The 15,339-nt window shown below is 68.6% G+C and carries 13 protein-coding genes; 9 read left to right on the plus strand and 4 right to left on the minus strand.

Annotated features, from left to right (window positions below; genetic code table 11):
* Positions 1-205: 205 nt before the first annotated feature.
* The 3 genes from GobsT_RS34450 to GobsT_RS39155 all read right to left on the minus strand — a co-directional run bounded on the left by GobsT_RS34450 (position 206) and on the right by GobsT_RS39155 (position 3,766).
* Positions 206-2,977 (minus strand): PSD1 and planctomycete cytochrome C domain-containing protein, encoded by a 2,772-nt coding sequence (locus tag GobsT_RS34450; RefSeq protein WP_010047480.1) that lies wholly within the window; start codon positions 2,975-2,977, stop codon positions 206-208.
* 85 nt (positions 2,978-3,062) lie between these two features.
* Positions 3,063-3,494 carry an HNH endonuclease gene (locus GobsT_RS39150; protein WP_010047477.1) on the minus strand — a complete coding sequence of 144 codons (432 nt, stop codon included), beginning with the start codon at positions 3,492-3,494 and terminating at the stop codon, positions 3,063-3,065.
* Entirely contained in the window at positions 3,491-3,766 is a 276-nt protein-coding gene (locus tag GobsT_RS39155; protein ID WP_010047475.1) for a hypothetical protein, read from the minus strand. The genes GobsT_RS39150 and GobsT_RS39155 overlap by 4 nt, the downstream gene beginning before the upstream one ends.
* Before the next feature lie 29 nt (positions 3,767-3,795).
* On the opposite strand from GobsT_RS39155, the gene GobsT_RS34460 reads away from it, so the two are divergent.
* On the plus strand, positions 3,796-4,224 hold the full coding sequence (locus tag GobsT_RS34460) for a VOC family protein (protein WP_197905164.1): 429 nt from the start codon (positions 3,796-3,798) through the stop codon (positions 4,222-4,224).
* A 90-nt stretch (positions 4,225-4,314) separates the two neighbouring features.
* Here the strand turns inward: GobsT_RS34460 and GobsT_RS34465 are convergent, their stop codons facing one another.
* Entirely contained in the window at positions 4,315-5,001 is a 687-nt protein-coding gene (locus tag GobsT_RS34465) for a metallophosphoesterase family protein (RefSeq protein WP_010050690.1), read from the minus strand.
* 88 nt (positions 5,002-5,089) lie between these two features.
* Between GobsT_RS34465 and GobsT_RS34470 the strand changes: the two genes are divergently transcribed.
* The 8 genes from GobsT_RS34470 (at position 5,090) to GobsT_RS34505 (ending at position 15,331) form a co-directional block, all read left to right on the plus strand.
* Positions 5,090-5,764, plus strand: a complete 675-nt coding sequence (locus GobsT_RS34470) for an HAD family hydrolase (protein ID WP_010050687.1) — start codon at positions 5,090-5,092, stop codon at positions 5,762-5,764.
* A 46-nt stretch (positions 5,765-5,810) separates the two neighbouring features.
* Positions 5,811-7,295, plus strand: a complete 1,485-nt coding sequence (locus GobsT_RS34475; RefSeq protein ID WP_010050678.1) for a DUF1501 domain-containing protein — start codon at positions 5,811-5,813, stop codon at positions 7,293-7,295.
* A 178-nt stretch (positions 7,296-7,473) separates the two neighbouring features.
* Entirely contained in the window at positions 7,474-8,619 is a 1,146-nt protein-coding gene (locus GobsT_RS34480; protein ID WP_010050674.1) for a pentapeptide repeat-containing protein, read from the plus strand.
* 277 nt (positions 8,620-8,896) lie between these two features.
* Complete coding sequence (locus GobsT_RS34485; protein WP_010051524.1) at positions 8,897-9,418, plus strand: hypothetical protein; 522 nt, start codon at positions 8,897-8,899, stop codon at positions 9,416-9,418.
* A gap of 158 nt (positions 9,419-9,576) precedes the next feature.
* On the plus strand, positions 9,577-12,072 hold the full coding sequence (locus GobsT_RS34490; protein WP_010051522.1) for a pentapeptide repeat-containing protein: 2,496 nt from the start codon (positions 9,577-9,579) through the stop codon (positions 12,070-12,072).
* Between the two features lie 569 nt (positions 12,073-12,641).
* On the plus strand, positions 12,642-12,992 hold the full coding sequence (locus tag GobsT_RS34495) for a hypothetical protein (RefSeq protein ID WP_010050048.1): 351 nt from the start codon (positions 12,642-12,644) through the stop codon (positions 12,990-12,992).
* Between the two features lie 2 nt (positions 12,993-12,994).
* The gene (locus GobsT_RS34500) at positions 12,995-14,116 is read left to right on the plus strand and encodes a hypothetical protein (protein ID WP_010050047.1); all 1,122 of its coding nucleotides are present in this window, start codon (positions 12,995-12,997) and stop codon (positions 14,114-14,116) included.
* Between the two features lie 21 nt (positions 14,117-14,137).
* On the plus strand, positions 14,138-15,331 hold the full coding sequence (locus GobsT_RS34505) for an ATP-binding protein (protein WP_010050046.1): 1,194 nt from the start codon (positions 14,138-14,140) through the stop codon (positions 15,329-15,331).
* Positions 15,332-15,339 lie beyond the last annotated feature (8 nt).

Consider the following 15,339-nt stretch of genomic DNA (forward strand, 5'->3'; position numbering starts at 1 on the left):
GCCGCCTCTGAAAAGGGCGCGGGAGCGCGTACACGACCGGCTCGGCTTTTTCGGTCCGTGCGGCCCCGGTCCCCATCTCCTCGATCGCCACTCGCCGCACCGCCGCGCAGATCACTCACGAACGACTTCCGCGCCGCACCCCGCACTCTTGCGGGCGGCTGTCGGGGGCGAACGAGAAACGGCTGAACTCGTTTCACACCGGATGTCAGTCCACGAACACGAACTCGTTCGCGTTCAGCACCGCGCGGCACAGCGCCGCGAGCCCGTGCTCCCGCGCGAGTGCGGCCGCGGCGCTCGACTCTTTCGCGCTCGGGGGGCGCTGGAACGCCAGCGCGAACACACGCTTCACTTGCGCTCCGACATCTGCTCCGGCGTCCTTCCGGACCCGGTCCGCGAAGGAATCGGCTTGCTGAAGTACGAAGCCGCTGTTGAGCAGGTTGAGCGCTTGCAGCGGGGTGGTGGACACGTTGCGCTTCGGCGCGATCTGGCCGGCGTCCGGGCAGTCGAACACGCCGAACGTGTCGTCGAGCTGCATCCGCGGCTTGTGCTGGTAGATCATCCGGCGGAACTCGGCCGGGCCGAACCGCTTCTTCGGCGCGTACACCTTCACGTAGTTCCCGTTCGGCTCGAACAGGTCGAACCCGGGGCCGCCCATCGTGAGGTCGATCGTCCCGCTCACGAACAGCACCGCGTCGCGCAGCGGTTCGGCCTCAATGCGGCGGGGCGGGTACCGCCACAGGAGCCGCGACTGCGCGTCCTTCGCGAGCCCGTCGGGCCGCTCCGCCGACGCCTGCCGGTAGGTCGCGCTCGTCACGATGAGTCTGTGAACGGCCTTCTGCGACCACTTGCGCTCGACCAGTTCGGACGCCAGCCAGTCGAGCAGTTCGGGGTGCGAGGGCTTCGCGCCGTTCTTGCCGAAGTCGCTCGGGGTGTCCACGATCCCGACGCCGAAATGGTGCTGCCACAGCCGGTTCACGGCGACGCGCGCGGTGAGCGGGTGCCGCGGGTCGGTGATCCACCGCGCGAGCGCCAGCCGGCGCTCCGGTCCGCTCGCGCCTTCGGGGATGTCGAACTTCGGCCCGAGTTCGGTGAGCGCCCCGGGGCCGACCGCCTCGCGCGGCTGCGTCGCGTCGCCGCGGTGGAGCCGGTACGTCACCTCGGGCGGCGCCAGGCGGCCGGCGTAGGCCACCGGCCCGCGATCGAGGTCGGTCAGCTTCTGCCGCAACCCGTCGATCTGCTGCGCGAGTGACGCCCAGGTGGCCTTTTCGGTGGCAGTCAGGCCCCCGGGAACGAGTGCGGCGTCCTTCGCGAACGGCGCGCGGTCGTCCGACGACGCCGCCACGCTCCACGACTCGCGGTCGAGCGAGACATCAATGCGGTAGCGGATCGGCAGCCGGTCCGCGAACCGACCCTCGCGGTCGCGGCCCCACACGACGCGGTCGATGAGGGCCGGCTCGGCGAGTTCGAGTTCCACCCACCCGCGGCCGCTCCGGTTCGAGATCCAGCTCCGGCCGTTCCCGTACCGGCCGTCGTTCAGGAACGCCAGCGCGTGGATGTTCGGCGAGCCGGGGTAGGTGCCCGACGCGACCGCCTTCGCCCCGGCGGACGCTCGCGCGACGTTAACCGGGTTCGGCCCGGCGGAGAAGACCTCCAGTTCGTCGATGCACGGCTCCAGGTTGTTGGTCTCGAAGACCACGAACCGCACGAACTTCGCCCGCGCCGGCTTGATGCGGTCGGTGTTCCGCTTCGGGTTGACCGCGGCGCGCCGGGCGTCGGCCGCGACCGGGTCGGCGAGCGGCTCCAGCGCCGCGAGTCGCTGCTCCAGCGCCGCGAGTTGGGCGCGCAGGCGGTCGGCCTCCTTCGCGCGGGCGACGGGGTCGCCGGTCCGCACCGGGCGCTCGCCGTGCTGCACGTCCGCGAACACGGCCTTGATCCGGTAGTAGTCGAGCTGCGGGATGGGGTCGAACTTGTGGCTGTGGCACCGCGCGCACGCCACCGACAGCCCCAGGAAGGCGGCCCCGGTGGTGCCGACCATGTCGTGCAGTTCGTCGGCCCGCTGGTTCAGTGTGAGCGTGGTATCGGGGCTCTTCACCTCGTCCCACGCGCCGCCGACGATGAACCCGGTCGCGGCGTCCGCGCCCAGCAGGTCGCCGGCGAGTTGCTCGCGCACGAAGAGGTCGTAGGGCTTGTCGTCGTTCAGCGCCTTGATGACGTAGTCGCGGTAGTGCCACGCGTTCGGCCGGGGCTGGTTGGTCTCGAACCCGTTGGACTCCGCGAACCGGACCGCGTCGAGCCAGTGGCGCGCCCACCGCTCGCCGTAGTGCGGCGACGCCAGGTAGCGGTCCACGAGCTTCTCGTAGGCGTCCGGGCTCTTGTCCGCGGCGAACGCCTCCACTTCCTCCGGCGTGGGCGGGAGCCCGAGCAGGTCGAACTTCAGGCGCCGCAGGAGCGTGCGGCGGTCCGCCTGCGGGGACAGGGACAGCCCGTTGCCGCTGAGCTTCGCGGTTACGAACGCGTCGATCGGATTGCGTCCGGGGTGTTTCGGATCGGGGGTCGGGCGCTTGACCGGCACGAACGCCCAGTGCTGCTCGGCGGTCCCGGTGGCGGCGGGCCACTTCGCGCCCGCTTCGACCCACTTCGAGAGCGTTTCGATTTGCGCGCGCGTGAGCGGATCGCGGTCGGGCGGCATGCGCTCGCTCGCGTCCTCCGCCGTCAATCGTTGGAGGAGCGGGCTGTGGGCCGGCTTCCCCGGAACGATCGCGGCGCCCGAATCGCCACCCTTGAGTGCGTCGGCGCCGCGGTCGAGGCGCAGCCCGCCCTTCTGCTTGTCCGGACCGTGACACGACACGCAGTGTTTCGCCAGAACGGGCTGCACGTCGCGTGCGAAATCGACCGCGGGCGGCTTCGCGCGGTCGTCGCGGGCCGCGGCCGTGGAACTGACGAGCGGCGCGAGCGCGAGGAGGAGAGTGAGGCGCATGGCGGTTCCGAGTGTGTGCCGGCAGACCTGCTATCCTACCCGCTTGCGCCGGGTGATCGGAAGAGGGTTTCTGGCGCACGCCGAGCTATCCGCCGGCCGATTCAGGAAACAGCCCCAGCTCCGCGAGTAGAATCCGAAGAGCGAGCATGTCGGTATCGTTGATACCCAGCGCGGAAATGGTGGCGCGGGCAGTGGCCGTGCGTCCGCGCAACGCGCCTGAGCCGTCATCGGCCCAAGCAAAATGCAACTCCCAATCATCAATACGGGGATTGAACAGAGCAGCGGTTTCGCCGGTTTCGGGATCCGAACCGGTGGCGGCCGTCCATTTGTGAGCGTTGCAGTGCGGGCAGGTCAGGGCGAGGTTGCTGAGGTCGGTGGTGCCGCCATCGCGCCGCGGAAGGATGTGGTCGATGGGAAAGGTGGCCACCTGCCCGCGGGTCGGGAGGTGGCAATATTCGCAACGATGACCGGCGCGTGTGGCGACTTCGGACCGGCGCACCTCGGAGAAGGCGCTCACGCCGGGTTCGCGAGTTCGGGGCAGATCGACACGAGCCGGCGCAGGGCCAGTTCTGCTTCGAGTTTTTCGGCGGACCGCTGCTGTGTGAACGCGACCCACGCGAGCAGTTCGGCGCGTTCGTCCGCGGTCAGCGCGTCCTTTCGCTCGCCGAGTTCCAGCCCGCGGCGGTCGAGTTCGTGCGGCAGCGTGTAGTTCGCAACCCGACGGAGCGCAGCGGCAGACGACAGAAGGGCCGTTCGCCATTCGGGTTCGATCGGCGCGTTGGCTGACATTGCTTCCCTCCCGGCTCCCGTGCATTGTAATGCGATCGCCCCCGCGCCTCAAACCGATCAACCCACAACAGGCGGAATTCATGCTCCTCGGCCTTCGCACCCTGATCGTTCACGTTCGCCCCGAGCAGCTCGACGCCGCGAAGCAGTGGTACACCGGGTTCGCGGGCGTCGCGCCCTACTTCGACCAGCCGTTTTACGTGGGCTTCAACGTGGGCGGGTTCGAGTTGGGGCTGCACCCCGAAGGGGTAATTGGGCCGGGCGGGACGGTCGCCTACTGGGGTACCGCCGACATCACATCAGAGCTGGCACGCGTCACGGGACTCGGTGCGACGGTCGTGGACCCGATTCAGGACGTGGGCGAGGGTATCAAAATGGCGACTGTCGCGGACCCGTTCGGGAACCACATCGGGCTGATCCAGAACCCGCACTTCTCAATCAGTCCCAAGTCCCAGGTCTGAAGGTCGCAGGTCGTAAAGTCGAAAACCAACCCCCTGGAGGTTTTCGACTTTACGACCTGCGACCTTCAGACCTGGGACTTGGGACCGAGTTTACTCCTCGTAATCCACTCGCCCCTCGCGCTTGCGGCCGATCACGTCCACCTGCCAGTACCGGCCGGAGATGGCGTCGAGGCAGGTGAGCCAGCCGCCCGCGTAGGCGTGCGTGTCGATGCACACCGCGCCCGGGATCACCTTCGGCAGCCCCGACCGCTGCGACGAGTGCCCGCAAATCACCTGCTTGCCCGAACAGTGCCGCATCGCTTCGGGCAAGAACTCCCAGTACAGCATGTTGTCCGGCTGGTCGTCCAGCGCCGCGTCGGGGTACACGCCGGCGTGGACGAAGATGAAGCGGTCCGTTTCGTGGTAGGGCACGAGTTCGTACTCGAGGAACTCCCAGTGCCCACCGGGGACGTCGTCGAAGGTGCCACTCACGCCCAGGGCCGGGCCGTAGGAGCCGAGCGCCTGCACCCCGCCCACGGAGAGCCACTGCTTGCGGTCGGAGCGGCTGCCGAACCGCGCCTCCAGCATCATCACCTCGTGGTTCCCGCGCAGGCAGACCACCGGCCGCTTTTGCTTCAGCTCGATGAGCCGGTTCAGCACCCCGCGCGTGTCGGGGCCGCGGTCCACGTAGTCGCCCAGGAAGATGAGTTCGTCGGTGGCGGCGGGGGCGACCCACGCGAGCAGGTCGTCGAGGTGGCCGAGGCAGCCGTGTACGTCACCGATCGCAAGGACGCGCATAAGGTCTTTCCGGATCTGGGGCGCGCAGCGCGAACGGGAGATGCGTTCGTTCCGGGCTCCGCACCCCGCACTCAGTATAACGCCAATCATGCCAATCATCCTCTTCGACATCGACGGCACACTGGTCCGCACCGGCGGGGCCGGCAAGGCCGCCATGGAGCAGGCCCTCACGTCCGCGTTCGGCGTGGCCGAGCTGCGCGACGACGTGACGTACAGCGGGCGCACGGACGGCGCCATCGGCCGCGACCTGCTGGTCGTTCACGGGATCGAACCGACGCTCGCGAACCAACACAAGCTGCGCGACGCGTACCTCGCGAACCTGCCCGGGCACCTGCGGGAGCGCGGCGGGGAGGTGTGCCCGGGCATCCCCGCGCTGCTCGCGCACCTCGCGGCGCAACCGGGGGCGGTGCTGGGGCTGCTGACCGGCAACGTGCGCGTGGGGGCGCAGCACAAGCTCGCCCACTTCGGGCTGTGGGACTACTTCGTGTGCGGCGGGTTCGGCGACGACCGGTACGAGCGCGACGACGTGGCCCGGGCCGCGCTCGCGCACACGGTCGCGCACCTCGGGCGCGACGTCGCCCCGGCGGACGTGTGGGTGATCGGCGACACCCCGCACGACGTGACGTGCGCCCGCGCGATCGGGGCCAAGGCGGTCGCGGTCGCGACCGGGTGGCACCCGCTCGACGAACTCGCCGGGTGCGCCCCGGACCTCCTGTTCAGCGACCTGTCGGATCACACGAAACTGCTCGCGGCGTGGGCCTGAGTCGGGTATCCTCGTTTCGACCCTCCGCCGAAGCGAGACCCCACCGATGCCCCTCCGCCCCCCCGCCCGGGCCCCGCACTGGCTCACGGACCGCCGCGCGTTCCTGCGCGACGCCGGCACCGGCCTCGGCGGCATCGCGCTCGCCGCGCTGCTGGCCGAGCACGGGCTGCTCGCCGGCGACGCCGCGTCCCCCCTCCGGCCCGACATCAAGCCCAACGCCCCGCTGGGCGCCCGCGAGCCGCACTTCGCGCCGAAGGCGAAGCGGGTGCTGGTCGTGTTCTGCTCCGGCGCGGTCAGCCACGTCGACACCTTCGACTACAAGCCCGAGCTGGTGAAGCGCGACGGCCAGCCCCTGCCGGGCGGCGACAAGCTGGTCACGTTCCAGGGCGCGCAGGGGAACCTCGTCAAACCGATCTGGGCGTTCAGGCCGCGGGGCCAGAGCGGCAAGATGGTCTCGGATCTGCTGCCGAACCTCGCCGGGCTCGCGGACGAGATGTGCTTCGTTCACTCGATGACCGCGAAGAGCAACACGCACGGCCCGGCCGAGAACCAGATGAGCACCGGGTTCACGCTCGACGGGTTCCCCAGCACCGGCGCGTGGGTGAGCTACGCGCTGGGGAGCGAGAACAAGGACCTGCCCGCGTTCGTCGCGATCCCGGACCCGCGCGGCGTGCCGCAGGTGGGGCCGAACAACTGGGGCAGCGCGTTCCTGCCCGGGGTGTTCCAGGGCACGCCGTTCAGCGCCGACAAGCCGATCCCGCACCTCGCCCGGCCCGCGGGCGTGACCGCGAAGGCGGACGCCGACACCCGCGACTTCCTGAAGCTGCTCAACGCCGAGCACGCGCAGGCCCGCGGCGGCGACTCGCAACTGAGCGCGCGGATCGCGAGCTACGAGATGGCCGCCCGGATGCAGCTCCGCGCCGCGGAGGTCGCCGACCTGTCGAAAGAGCCCGCGCGGGTTCACACGGAATACGGCACGGACGACAAGGACCGCTGGAAGGCCGGGTTCGCGCGCAACTGCCTGCTCGCCCGGCGGCTCCTGGAGCGCGACGTGCGGTTCGTCCAGCTCTTCAACGGCGCGTACGCGATGGGCGAGGGCGTCGGCAACTGGGACGGGCACAAGACCATCAAGCCGCAGTACGAGACCCACGCGGCGGTTCTCGACAGGCCGCTCGCGGCCCTGCTGACCGACCTCAAGCGCACGGGGCTGCTCAAAGACACGTTAGTGGTGTGGGTGACGGAGTTCGGGCGGATGCCGACGTTCCAGAAGGGGGCGAGCGGCCGCGACCACAACCCGAAAGGGTTCACGGTGTGGCTCGCGGGGGCCGGGGTGAAGCGCGCGTTCAGCCACGGCGCGACGGACGACTTCGGCTACGAGGCCGCGGACAAGAGGGCCACGATCTACGACCTCCACGCCACGGTGCTGCACCTCCTGGGGCTGAACCACGAGCGGCTCTCGTTCTACCACAACGGCATCGAGCGCCGGCTGACCGACGTTCACGGTGAGGTGCTGCGCGAAGTGCTCGCGTGACGCGTTCCGGCCCCACCGGCTTCACGCGTTTTTCGCGCTCTGCGCACCTTGCGGGCGCGCGTTCGCGCGTCATAATTCTGCACAACTCGGCCCAAGAGAGTCACGGCAGAGTGGCGGCGAAGAAGGCCGCACCGAAAGCAGCGACCGTGCCCGAAGACTTCTACGCGATGTGAGCCCGATGGCCAAGAAGAAGCCCGCCGCGAGCGCGAAACCCGCGGCCAAGAAGCCCGCGGCCAAGAAGCCCGCGGCCAAGAAGGCCGGCGCCGGGAAGAAGCCCCCGACCGACTGGGTCGCGGTGCTGAAGAGCGGCGCCGCCGGTGTGGCGAAGTGGAACCGGCTCACCGGCCCGGCGCGGGCCGCAATCCCACTGACCGGGGCCGACCTGAGCGGCGCGGACCTGTCCGGCATCGACCTGCGCGGGGTGTCGGCCGACGGCGCCGTACTCGCTGGGTGCAAGCTCGCGGGCGCCCGCCTCGACGGAACCCGGCTCGGCGGCACCTGGAAAAAGGCGTCGTTCGCCGGGGCCGACCTCACCGGCGCGGGGCTCACCGGCGGCGTGTTCGACGCGACCGACTTCACCGGTGCGGCGCTCGCGGGCGCGAAGCTGTCGGGCAGTAGCTTCCGCAAGGGGACGTTCGCGGGCGCGAACCTCACCGGGGCCGACGCCACCAACGTCGGCTTCACCGGGACCGACTTCACCGGCGCGACGCTGACCGACGTGGCCCTGATGCACTCCTACTTCGACAAGGACACGGCGTGGCCCGAGGGCTTCGTGCCGCCGGGTGAGATGCACTGGCACGGCACGGGCACCGACCCGCGGCTGACGGGCCGGGGCAAGAACGCGGCTGCTCACGACATCAACGGGCTGATGGCCCGGCTCCACACGGTCATCGACGAGAAGCGGATGGCCCGCACGCTCGACATGCTCAAGAAGCAGCGGAACCAGATCTTCTCCGAGGTCGAGCCGGCGATGGTGCGCGGCATCGTGAAGAGCCAGCGCGACATCGACACGGTCTACTCGTGCGTGCTCACGGAGGACGGCACCTACTCGTGCGGCACCGCGGACATGGCCCAGTGTCGCGGGCTCGCGGACGAGCCGTGCAAGCACCTGCTGGTGCTGGTGATCGGCCTGGCCCGGGCCGGACAGCTCGACCCCGCGACCGCGGACAAGTGGGTCGTGGCCGCGAACAGCAAGGGGCCGCGGTGGAACAAGACGGTGCAGAACCACATCGCCGACTCGTTCCTGAAGTACAAGGGCGCGCAGGCCGGCGAGATCGACTGGCGCCCGACCGAGACCGTGCCGGAAGACTTCTACGCGATGTGACCGCGCCGGAGCGCGAGTCTCTGGCTACCAGACCGTCGCCCTTCCAGGGCTCTCATACACGTATCCGGTGATACTGCCGCTTGTGTTGACGAGCCGCGACCGCCAGGGAGCGGGATACGTGGCACCGCTCCCTGGCGGTCGCGGCTCGTCAACACAAGCGACACCGCAGATGGGTTCATGTATCAGACGCGTGTTGGTTTTAGCCCCAAAGGGGCGGCCGCTGAGTAGCCAGGGGCGAGAGCCCCTGGGTTCCGATCGCACCGAGTGAGGTACGCCCATGGCGAAATCCAAGGCCACACCGAAGATCCCCGAAACGCGCACGCCGTGGGACGACTTCCTCGACGCGGCGCAGGGCGTCACCGACTCCGGGGCGCTGTCGAAGGCGCTCACGATGCTCCGCGGCGAGCGGTTCCAGCTCTACGCGGACGTGCAGACCGAGTTCGTATGCGGGATCGTGCGGAGCCAGTCGTCGGCGTCGCGCGTGTACGTGTGCCGGCTCGCGCAGGACGGGCGGTACTCGTGCTGCACCCAGAACCTGATCCAGTGCGTGGTGTCGCGCGGGGCGCCGTGCAAGCACCTGCTGGTGCTCGTGGCCGGGCTGGTGAAGGCCGGACAACTCGCCCCCGCGACCGCGCTCGACTGGCTGCACAAGGCCCGCCGCATGGGGAAGACGGCGGACGGCCACAAGCCCGACAAGGACGTGGTGACCGCGACGTTCCTGAAGTACAAGGGCGCGGAGGCCGGTGAGGTGGACTGGCGGCCCACGGAAACCGTGCCCGAAGACTTTTACGCGATGTGATGTGACCGCGCCGGAGCGCGGGCCTCTGGCCCGCCTGGCTTCGCGTGTCGAGCGACGTTTCGGCGGACCGAGTTGCGATGCCACGCGCGGAGCGGCGGGCGGGACGCCCGCGGTCCCAGGGAACCGAACAAACAGTCGGAGCCTTGAAAGGTTTGCCCATGGCGAAGGCAGCGAAAGCAGCAAAAGCGAAGGCACCGACCGGCAAACTCGCCGGGCAGAAGGTCGCGCTCGTCGGCAAGTTCTGGTCCCAGCAGACGGAACTCGAACAGGCGATCAAGGACGAGGGCGGTACGCTCGTGGATGGCGAGCAGGCCGCTCCGGACATTGTGGTTCAAGGGGCAGGGACGCGCGGCAAGCCGCCCGCCGCCGTCGCGAAGATCCAGAAGCAGCACCCCAGCGTGCGGGTGCTGGATGCCGCGGGCTTCTACCAGCTCGTTCTGCCCACGGCCGACGAGTTCCTTGCAATTCTTAAGGGGCCGCGTCGCGATCACCAGTTCTGGAGCCGGATGCAGTCACGACTCAGCGTCAGCGGCGCCACGCTCGACCTGGCTGGGACGGACTTCCGCACGATCGAACTCGCGGAGGCGACCCTGTACCGCATCACCCTCGACGGCAGCGACTTCCGCAATTGCTCTCTCAGCAACGTGTCTTTTGACAAGATTAAGGGAGCCAAGTTCGACGGCGCCCGGTTCACCGAAGGCTCGTTCTCGGACGCCGAGAATTGCAGCCTTAAGAACGTCAAGATGGATGGTGTCCGCTGGAACCCAGCGGAGTTCGTGCGGTGCGACTTTTCGGGCGCGACGCTGAAGATCCGCACCGGAAGTTTCACCCGCGCGACCGATTGCACGTTCAAGAAGACCGACCTTAGCGGCGCGGAACTCGAGCAGTCGCACTTCGGCGGGTGCGACTTCACCGGAGCGGATCTGTCGCACGCCAAGCTGCAAAAGACCGATTTCACAGCCGCGAACCTCGCCGGCGCGACGTGCGTGGACGCCGACCTGCGCGGTACCAACTTCACAAACGCGGACCTGCGTAAGGCCAACTTCCGCGGTGCGAACCTCGCCGGGGCGGATCTCACCGGGGCGAACGTGGCTGGGGCCGACTTCACCGGCGCGAACCTCACCGGGGCGAAGGTGGACGGCCTCGACGCCTCGAAGGCAAAGGGCTTCGTTCACAAGCCGCCCCGCGCGGTCGGCCCGAACATGCTCGAACTCGCGAAGGCGGCGAAACAATCCAAACAGCTCACCGCGTCGATCGAGTTGGGGCTGACCGGAACGGAGCACGTCGAGCTGCACGCGTCGCTGCGCAGTTACGGCACACACCAGTACCCCGGAGGGGGGTACATGCACTACCAGCCCGAGCGCCGGCACACGTTCAGCTCTTCCGTAGACGCGCCGACGTTCGAGCAGGGGATGCTCAACCTCGTCGATCTCTGGTCGAAGGGGGCGCCGCGGCTCGGTTCGATCAAAGTCGAGAGCAAAAAGTGCCCGCTGAAGCCGAAAGAGCTGCTCGCGCTGGCCCGTGCCGCGTGGTGCGAGGCGCTGGAGGTCCCGATCCCCAGCGCCGACGAATGGGCGCGGCAGGAACAGGCGCAAACCGCGGCCGGCGACAAGGTGCGCGAACAAATGTTGACGGACCTGCGCGGCGGTAAAGCCGGGGTCGCCCGGTTCAACGCCCGCACCGACAAGGAGCGCGAGGCGCTCGGCTCGCTTCGCGACACGGACCTCAGCAACGAGAAGCTGGCCGGGGCGCGGCTCAACAACCTCGACTTGCGCGGGGCGAAGTTCGACGGCGCGATGCTGAGTGAGGCGTCGTTCTCTGGCTCCCAGATTCAGGGCGCGAGTTTCGCCGACGTACCGGCCCGTAAGGCGAATTTCGCGAGCGCCAGAGCGGCCGACGCGGTGTTCCGCGGCGCGATCCTGGCGAACGCGAACCTGCGGGCGGCTACGTTCCTGCGGACCAACTTCCAGAACGTCGATCTGACGGGTGCCGATTTCGCCTTCTCCGACCTGCGCGGCGCCGACTTCACCGGCGCGACGCTGAAAAACGCCTCGTTCTCTCAAGCGAAGTTCGACGCCGACACCAAGTTCCCGAAGGGCCTGACCGCGCCCGAAGGCGCGAACTGGGTCGGGGAAGGACCGCACCCCGGGAAAGTGGTGCCAGCCGTCGCCCTGGCGGTCGCGGGCAGCCTCGATTTCGACACGTTCCTCAAGGAACTGCCTCGGAAGGTAGATCCCTCGCGGATCGAAAAAGCGGCGGATATGCTCAAGGCGGAACGCTTCCAACTGTTCGCCGACGTGACCGACACACACCTCGTGGGCGTGGTCAAGAGCCAGTCGTACTCGGACCTGGTGTATTCGTGCCGGCTCGCGAGCGACGGCACGTTCTGCTGCGGCACGCAGAACCTGAACGTTTGCGGCGGGCTGAAGGGGGCGCTGTGCAAGCACCTGCTGGTGCTGGTGGTGGGGCTCGCGAAATCCGGGAAATTGGACCCGGCGGCGGCGGACAACTGGGTGACGGCGAGTAAGGCGCACAAGCCGACATTGAACAAGGACGCCCTGAGTGAGACCTTCTTGAAGTACAAGGGCGCGGAAGCCGGCGAGATCGACTGGCGGCCGACGGAGACGGTTCCCGAGGACTTCTACGCCATGTGATCGACTCCGCGAAGCGCGAGCGCTCCAGAACAGGTGCGTGCCATCAGCCGTTTATCTCCACGGCACACGTTCCGCGCGAGTTCGGTGGGCGAAGCGACACAGGATCGGTGATTGGTTCCCTGATACGCGATCCGTTACTGGTGTCTGTTTTGGTTTTGTCTTTGTGGCACAGACATTCCTGTCTGTGCGGCCTTCTCGCGCCGCACAGACAGGAATGTCTGTGCCACAAGAAACAGACACCACAAGCCGGACCGTGAATTAGCTCGGTGGTGCCAGTCAGCCGCTTGAACAACTTGGTGGCCCGCTGGGTCGGGGAGTGGACAGGAAGCGGCATAAGAGTGCCGTCGAGCTGGTCCGGAAGTGGCACAAAAGTGACTCGCGGCAGCAGCCCGCGAACGGCTCAACGGCGGTTACGCCCGACTCATTCGAGTGCCCTTGTTGTCGGCCCTGTTGGTGTAAGGTTCTGGTGCGAATAATCTTGTGTCGTAACGGCGGGCGTGACCGGGTGTAACGTTTCGTGTCGGCGCGGGGCTGCGACGACCGTAGAAAACGGACAAAAGGCCGGACCGATGGACGAAATCGCCGAACTCCGCGACGCCCTCGACCGGCTGCACGCCGCGATGGACGACCTCGTGGTGCGCGGGGTGCGGGCCGCGGGTTCAGCCCACCTCGCGCGCCTGACCTCTCTTCGCGACGAGTTCCGCACCGCCGGCGCTGAGCACTTGGCCGAGAAGCTGACGACGCTCGTCGATGCCGTACAGGCCGGCGAGCGGTCCGCGGCCGGGGCGCTCATGCGAGCGGTCACGACGTTCCGGCTGTTCGACCGGATGCTGACGCTCGAAGTGGCCCGCGGCGTCCTCGCGCCGCCCCCGCCGGCGCCCGAGTTCGGCGACGAAGACGCACACGAAGAGGACGCCTAGCCGTGCTACCGCCCGCCGCCGACCGCCCGAAGCTCCGCGCCACGCTCGACCAACTGTCGATCGCGGTCGAAGAACTGCTTCTCGGCGGGCTCACCACCGCCTCCGATGCGACCCGGCAGACGCTCGCCGGGGCGATGCAAGAGGCCGCCCGGATGCGGCTCCTGCGCCTCGGCGGCACGCTCCGCGTCGCCACCGACGAACTCGGCCGGTTCACGCGCCAGGAGAAAACGTTCTCGCGCCGCCGGTTCACGTTCTTCCTGAACCGCGCGTGGCTGCTCAGCCGCGGGATGATTCACGCGCTCGACGCGAGCGACGAGAAGGAGTACGACCGCCTCACCTGGGCGCCGCCGTCGCAACCGCTGCCCGCCGTCGAGGTGGTGAACCTTGGGGTCGTGAAGAAGGTCGCCGAGAACGCGTTCGCGATGTTCGAGTTCCGGCTGCGGGCGGTCGCGGACGCCGGGCCGATCAAAGCGGGACAGAAGGTGAGCTGGTCCACGGTGTTCCCCCTGAAGAAGGACCAGGACATCCCGCCGGAGGGGTTCCTCCACCTGCCGCAGAAGCAGAAGTTCTCGCCGTTCCTGTTCCTCGAACGCACCAGCCTCAACGTCACGAACGCGGCCGTGTCGGGCGACGAGGTCGGCGGCTGGAAGCTGTCGCTGACGGACCAGAGCACGGTCACGGTGGGCAAGCCGTTCGCGCAGTGGGACCGCTACCTCCAGTGGTCCGCGCCGGCCGCGGCGGAGCGCCTGGCGAAGCACGCGGCCGGGCCGCTCGACCTGGACACCGAGCTTCAGGAAGAGGTCGTGATCCGCGACTACGACATCGGCAAGCCCGGGGACGGCGACGAACCGGGCCAGACGGTGTACGAACTGACCGCCGGGCGGCTGAAGCTCCACGCGGTCGTCGGCGCGAACCCGGAAGGCAAGGCGCTGCGGGCCGCGTTCGAGGAGGTGCGCAAGGCGAAGGTGCCGAACCCGCCACTGTTCGGCGTGATGCACTACGAGCGGTGCCGGCTCGTGCTCCAGCCCCTGACCACGTTCGCCGGCGGCCCGGACTACATCACGATCTCCAAGGAGAACGTGAACAAGGCCGCGCTGCTCAAGGCGATGAACTTTACCTCGTAACCCGAACCTTCTGCGCTCAACATGGCCAAGAAACCCGTACCCGCCGCCCCGACACCCGCGCTCGCGACCGCCGCGGGGCCGGCGCCGACCGTGACGCCCGACACCGTGCTCCGCGAGCCCGCCGAGCGGCGGTACGCGGACCAGCTCGAGGCGCTGCGCCAGAACGACGCCGACACCCCGCCGGCCAACTGGAAGCTGTCGCCCCGCGCGGTGCTGGCGTACATCGTCGGCACGCCCAAACCGCTCAAAGCCACCATCAACGGTAAAGCGGTCGAGGTGCCGATCACGCGCAAGTTCTTCGGCGACGACGGGATCGTGGAGCGGTCGATCGTGACGCTCGCGTCCGAGCGCGCGCTCCTGCTGGTCGGCGAGCCGGGCACCGGGAAGAGCTGGCTGTCCGAGCACCTCGCCGCGGCCATCTGCGGCACGTCGCTGCTCACCATCCAGGGCACCGCGGGGACGACCGAGGAGCAGATCAAGTACTCGTGGAACATCGCGCAACTGATCGCGCACGGGTACAGCCCGCAGAACATGGTTCCGTCGCCCGCCGTGATCGCGATGCGGGCCGGGGCGCTCTTCCGCTTCGAGGAGCTGAGCCGCGTCGTGCCGGACGTTCAGGACGCGCTCGTGTCGATGCTGTCGGACAAGGCGGTCGCGGTCCCCGAGCTGCCCGACAACGCGATGGTGTTCGCGAAGCCGGGGTTCAACATCATCGCCACGGCCAACACCCGCGACCAGGGCGTGAACGAGCTCTCGGCCGCGCTGAAGCGCCGGTTCAACTACGTCCACATCCCGATCGTGGGCGACCAGAAGACCGAGGTGAAGATCGTTCAGCAGCGGTCGGCGGAGCTGCTGGAGCGGTACAACCTGCCGGCGAAGCTCAGCCCGCCGGTGATCGAGCTGCTGGCGACGGTGTTCCGCGAGATCCGCAACGGCAAGAGCAGCGACGGGGTGAGCATCAAGAAGCCGAGCACCACCCTCTCCACCGCCGAGGCGATCGGGGTGGCGCTGGACGCGGCGCTGCACGCCCGGTTCTTCGGTGCCGGCGAGGTGGGGCCGGCGGACATCGCCCGCAACATGATCGGCGCGGTGGTGAAGGAGGACCAGGATGACAAGAACGCGCTGAAGGAGTACGCGACCGTGGTCGCGAAGAAGCGCGGCGCGAAAGAGAAAGCCTGGAAGGAGTTCCACGACGCGCTCGTGGAGCAGTTGTAGGAGGGGAA

It is taken from the genome of Gemmata obscuriglobus (genome assembly GCF_008065095.1).
GTDB lineage: Bacteria > Planctomycetota > Planctomycetia > Gemmatales > Gemmataceae > Gemmata > Gemmata obscuriglobus.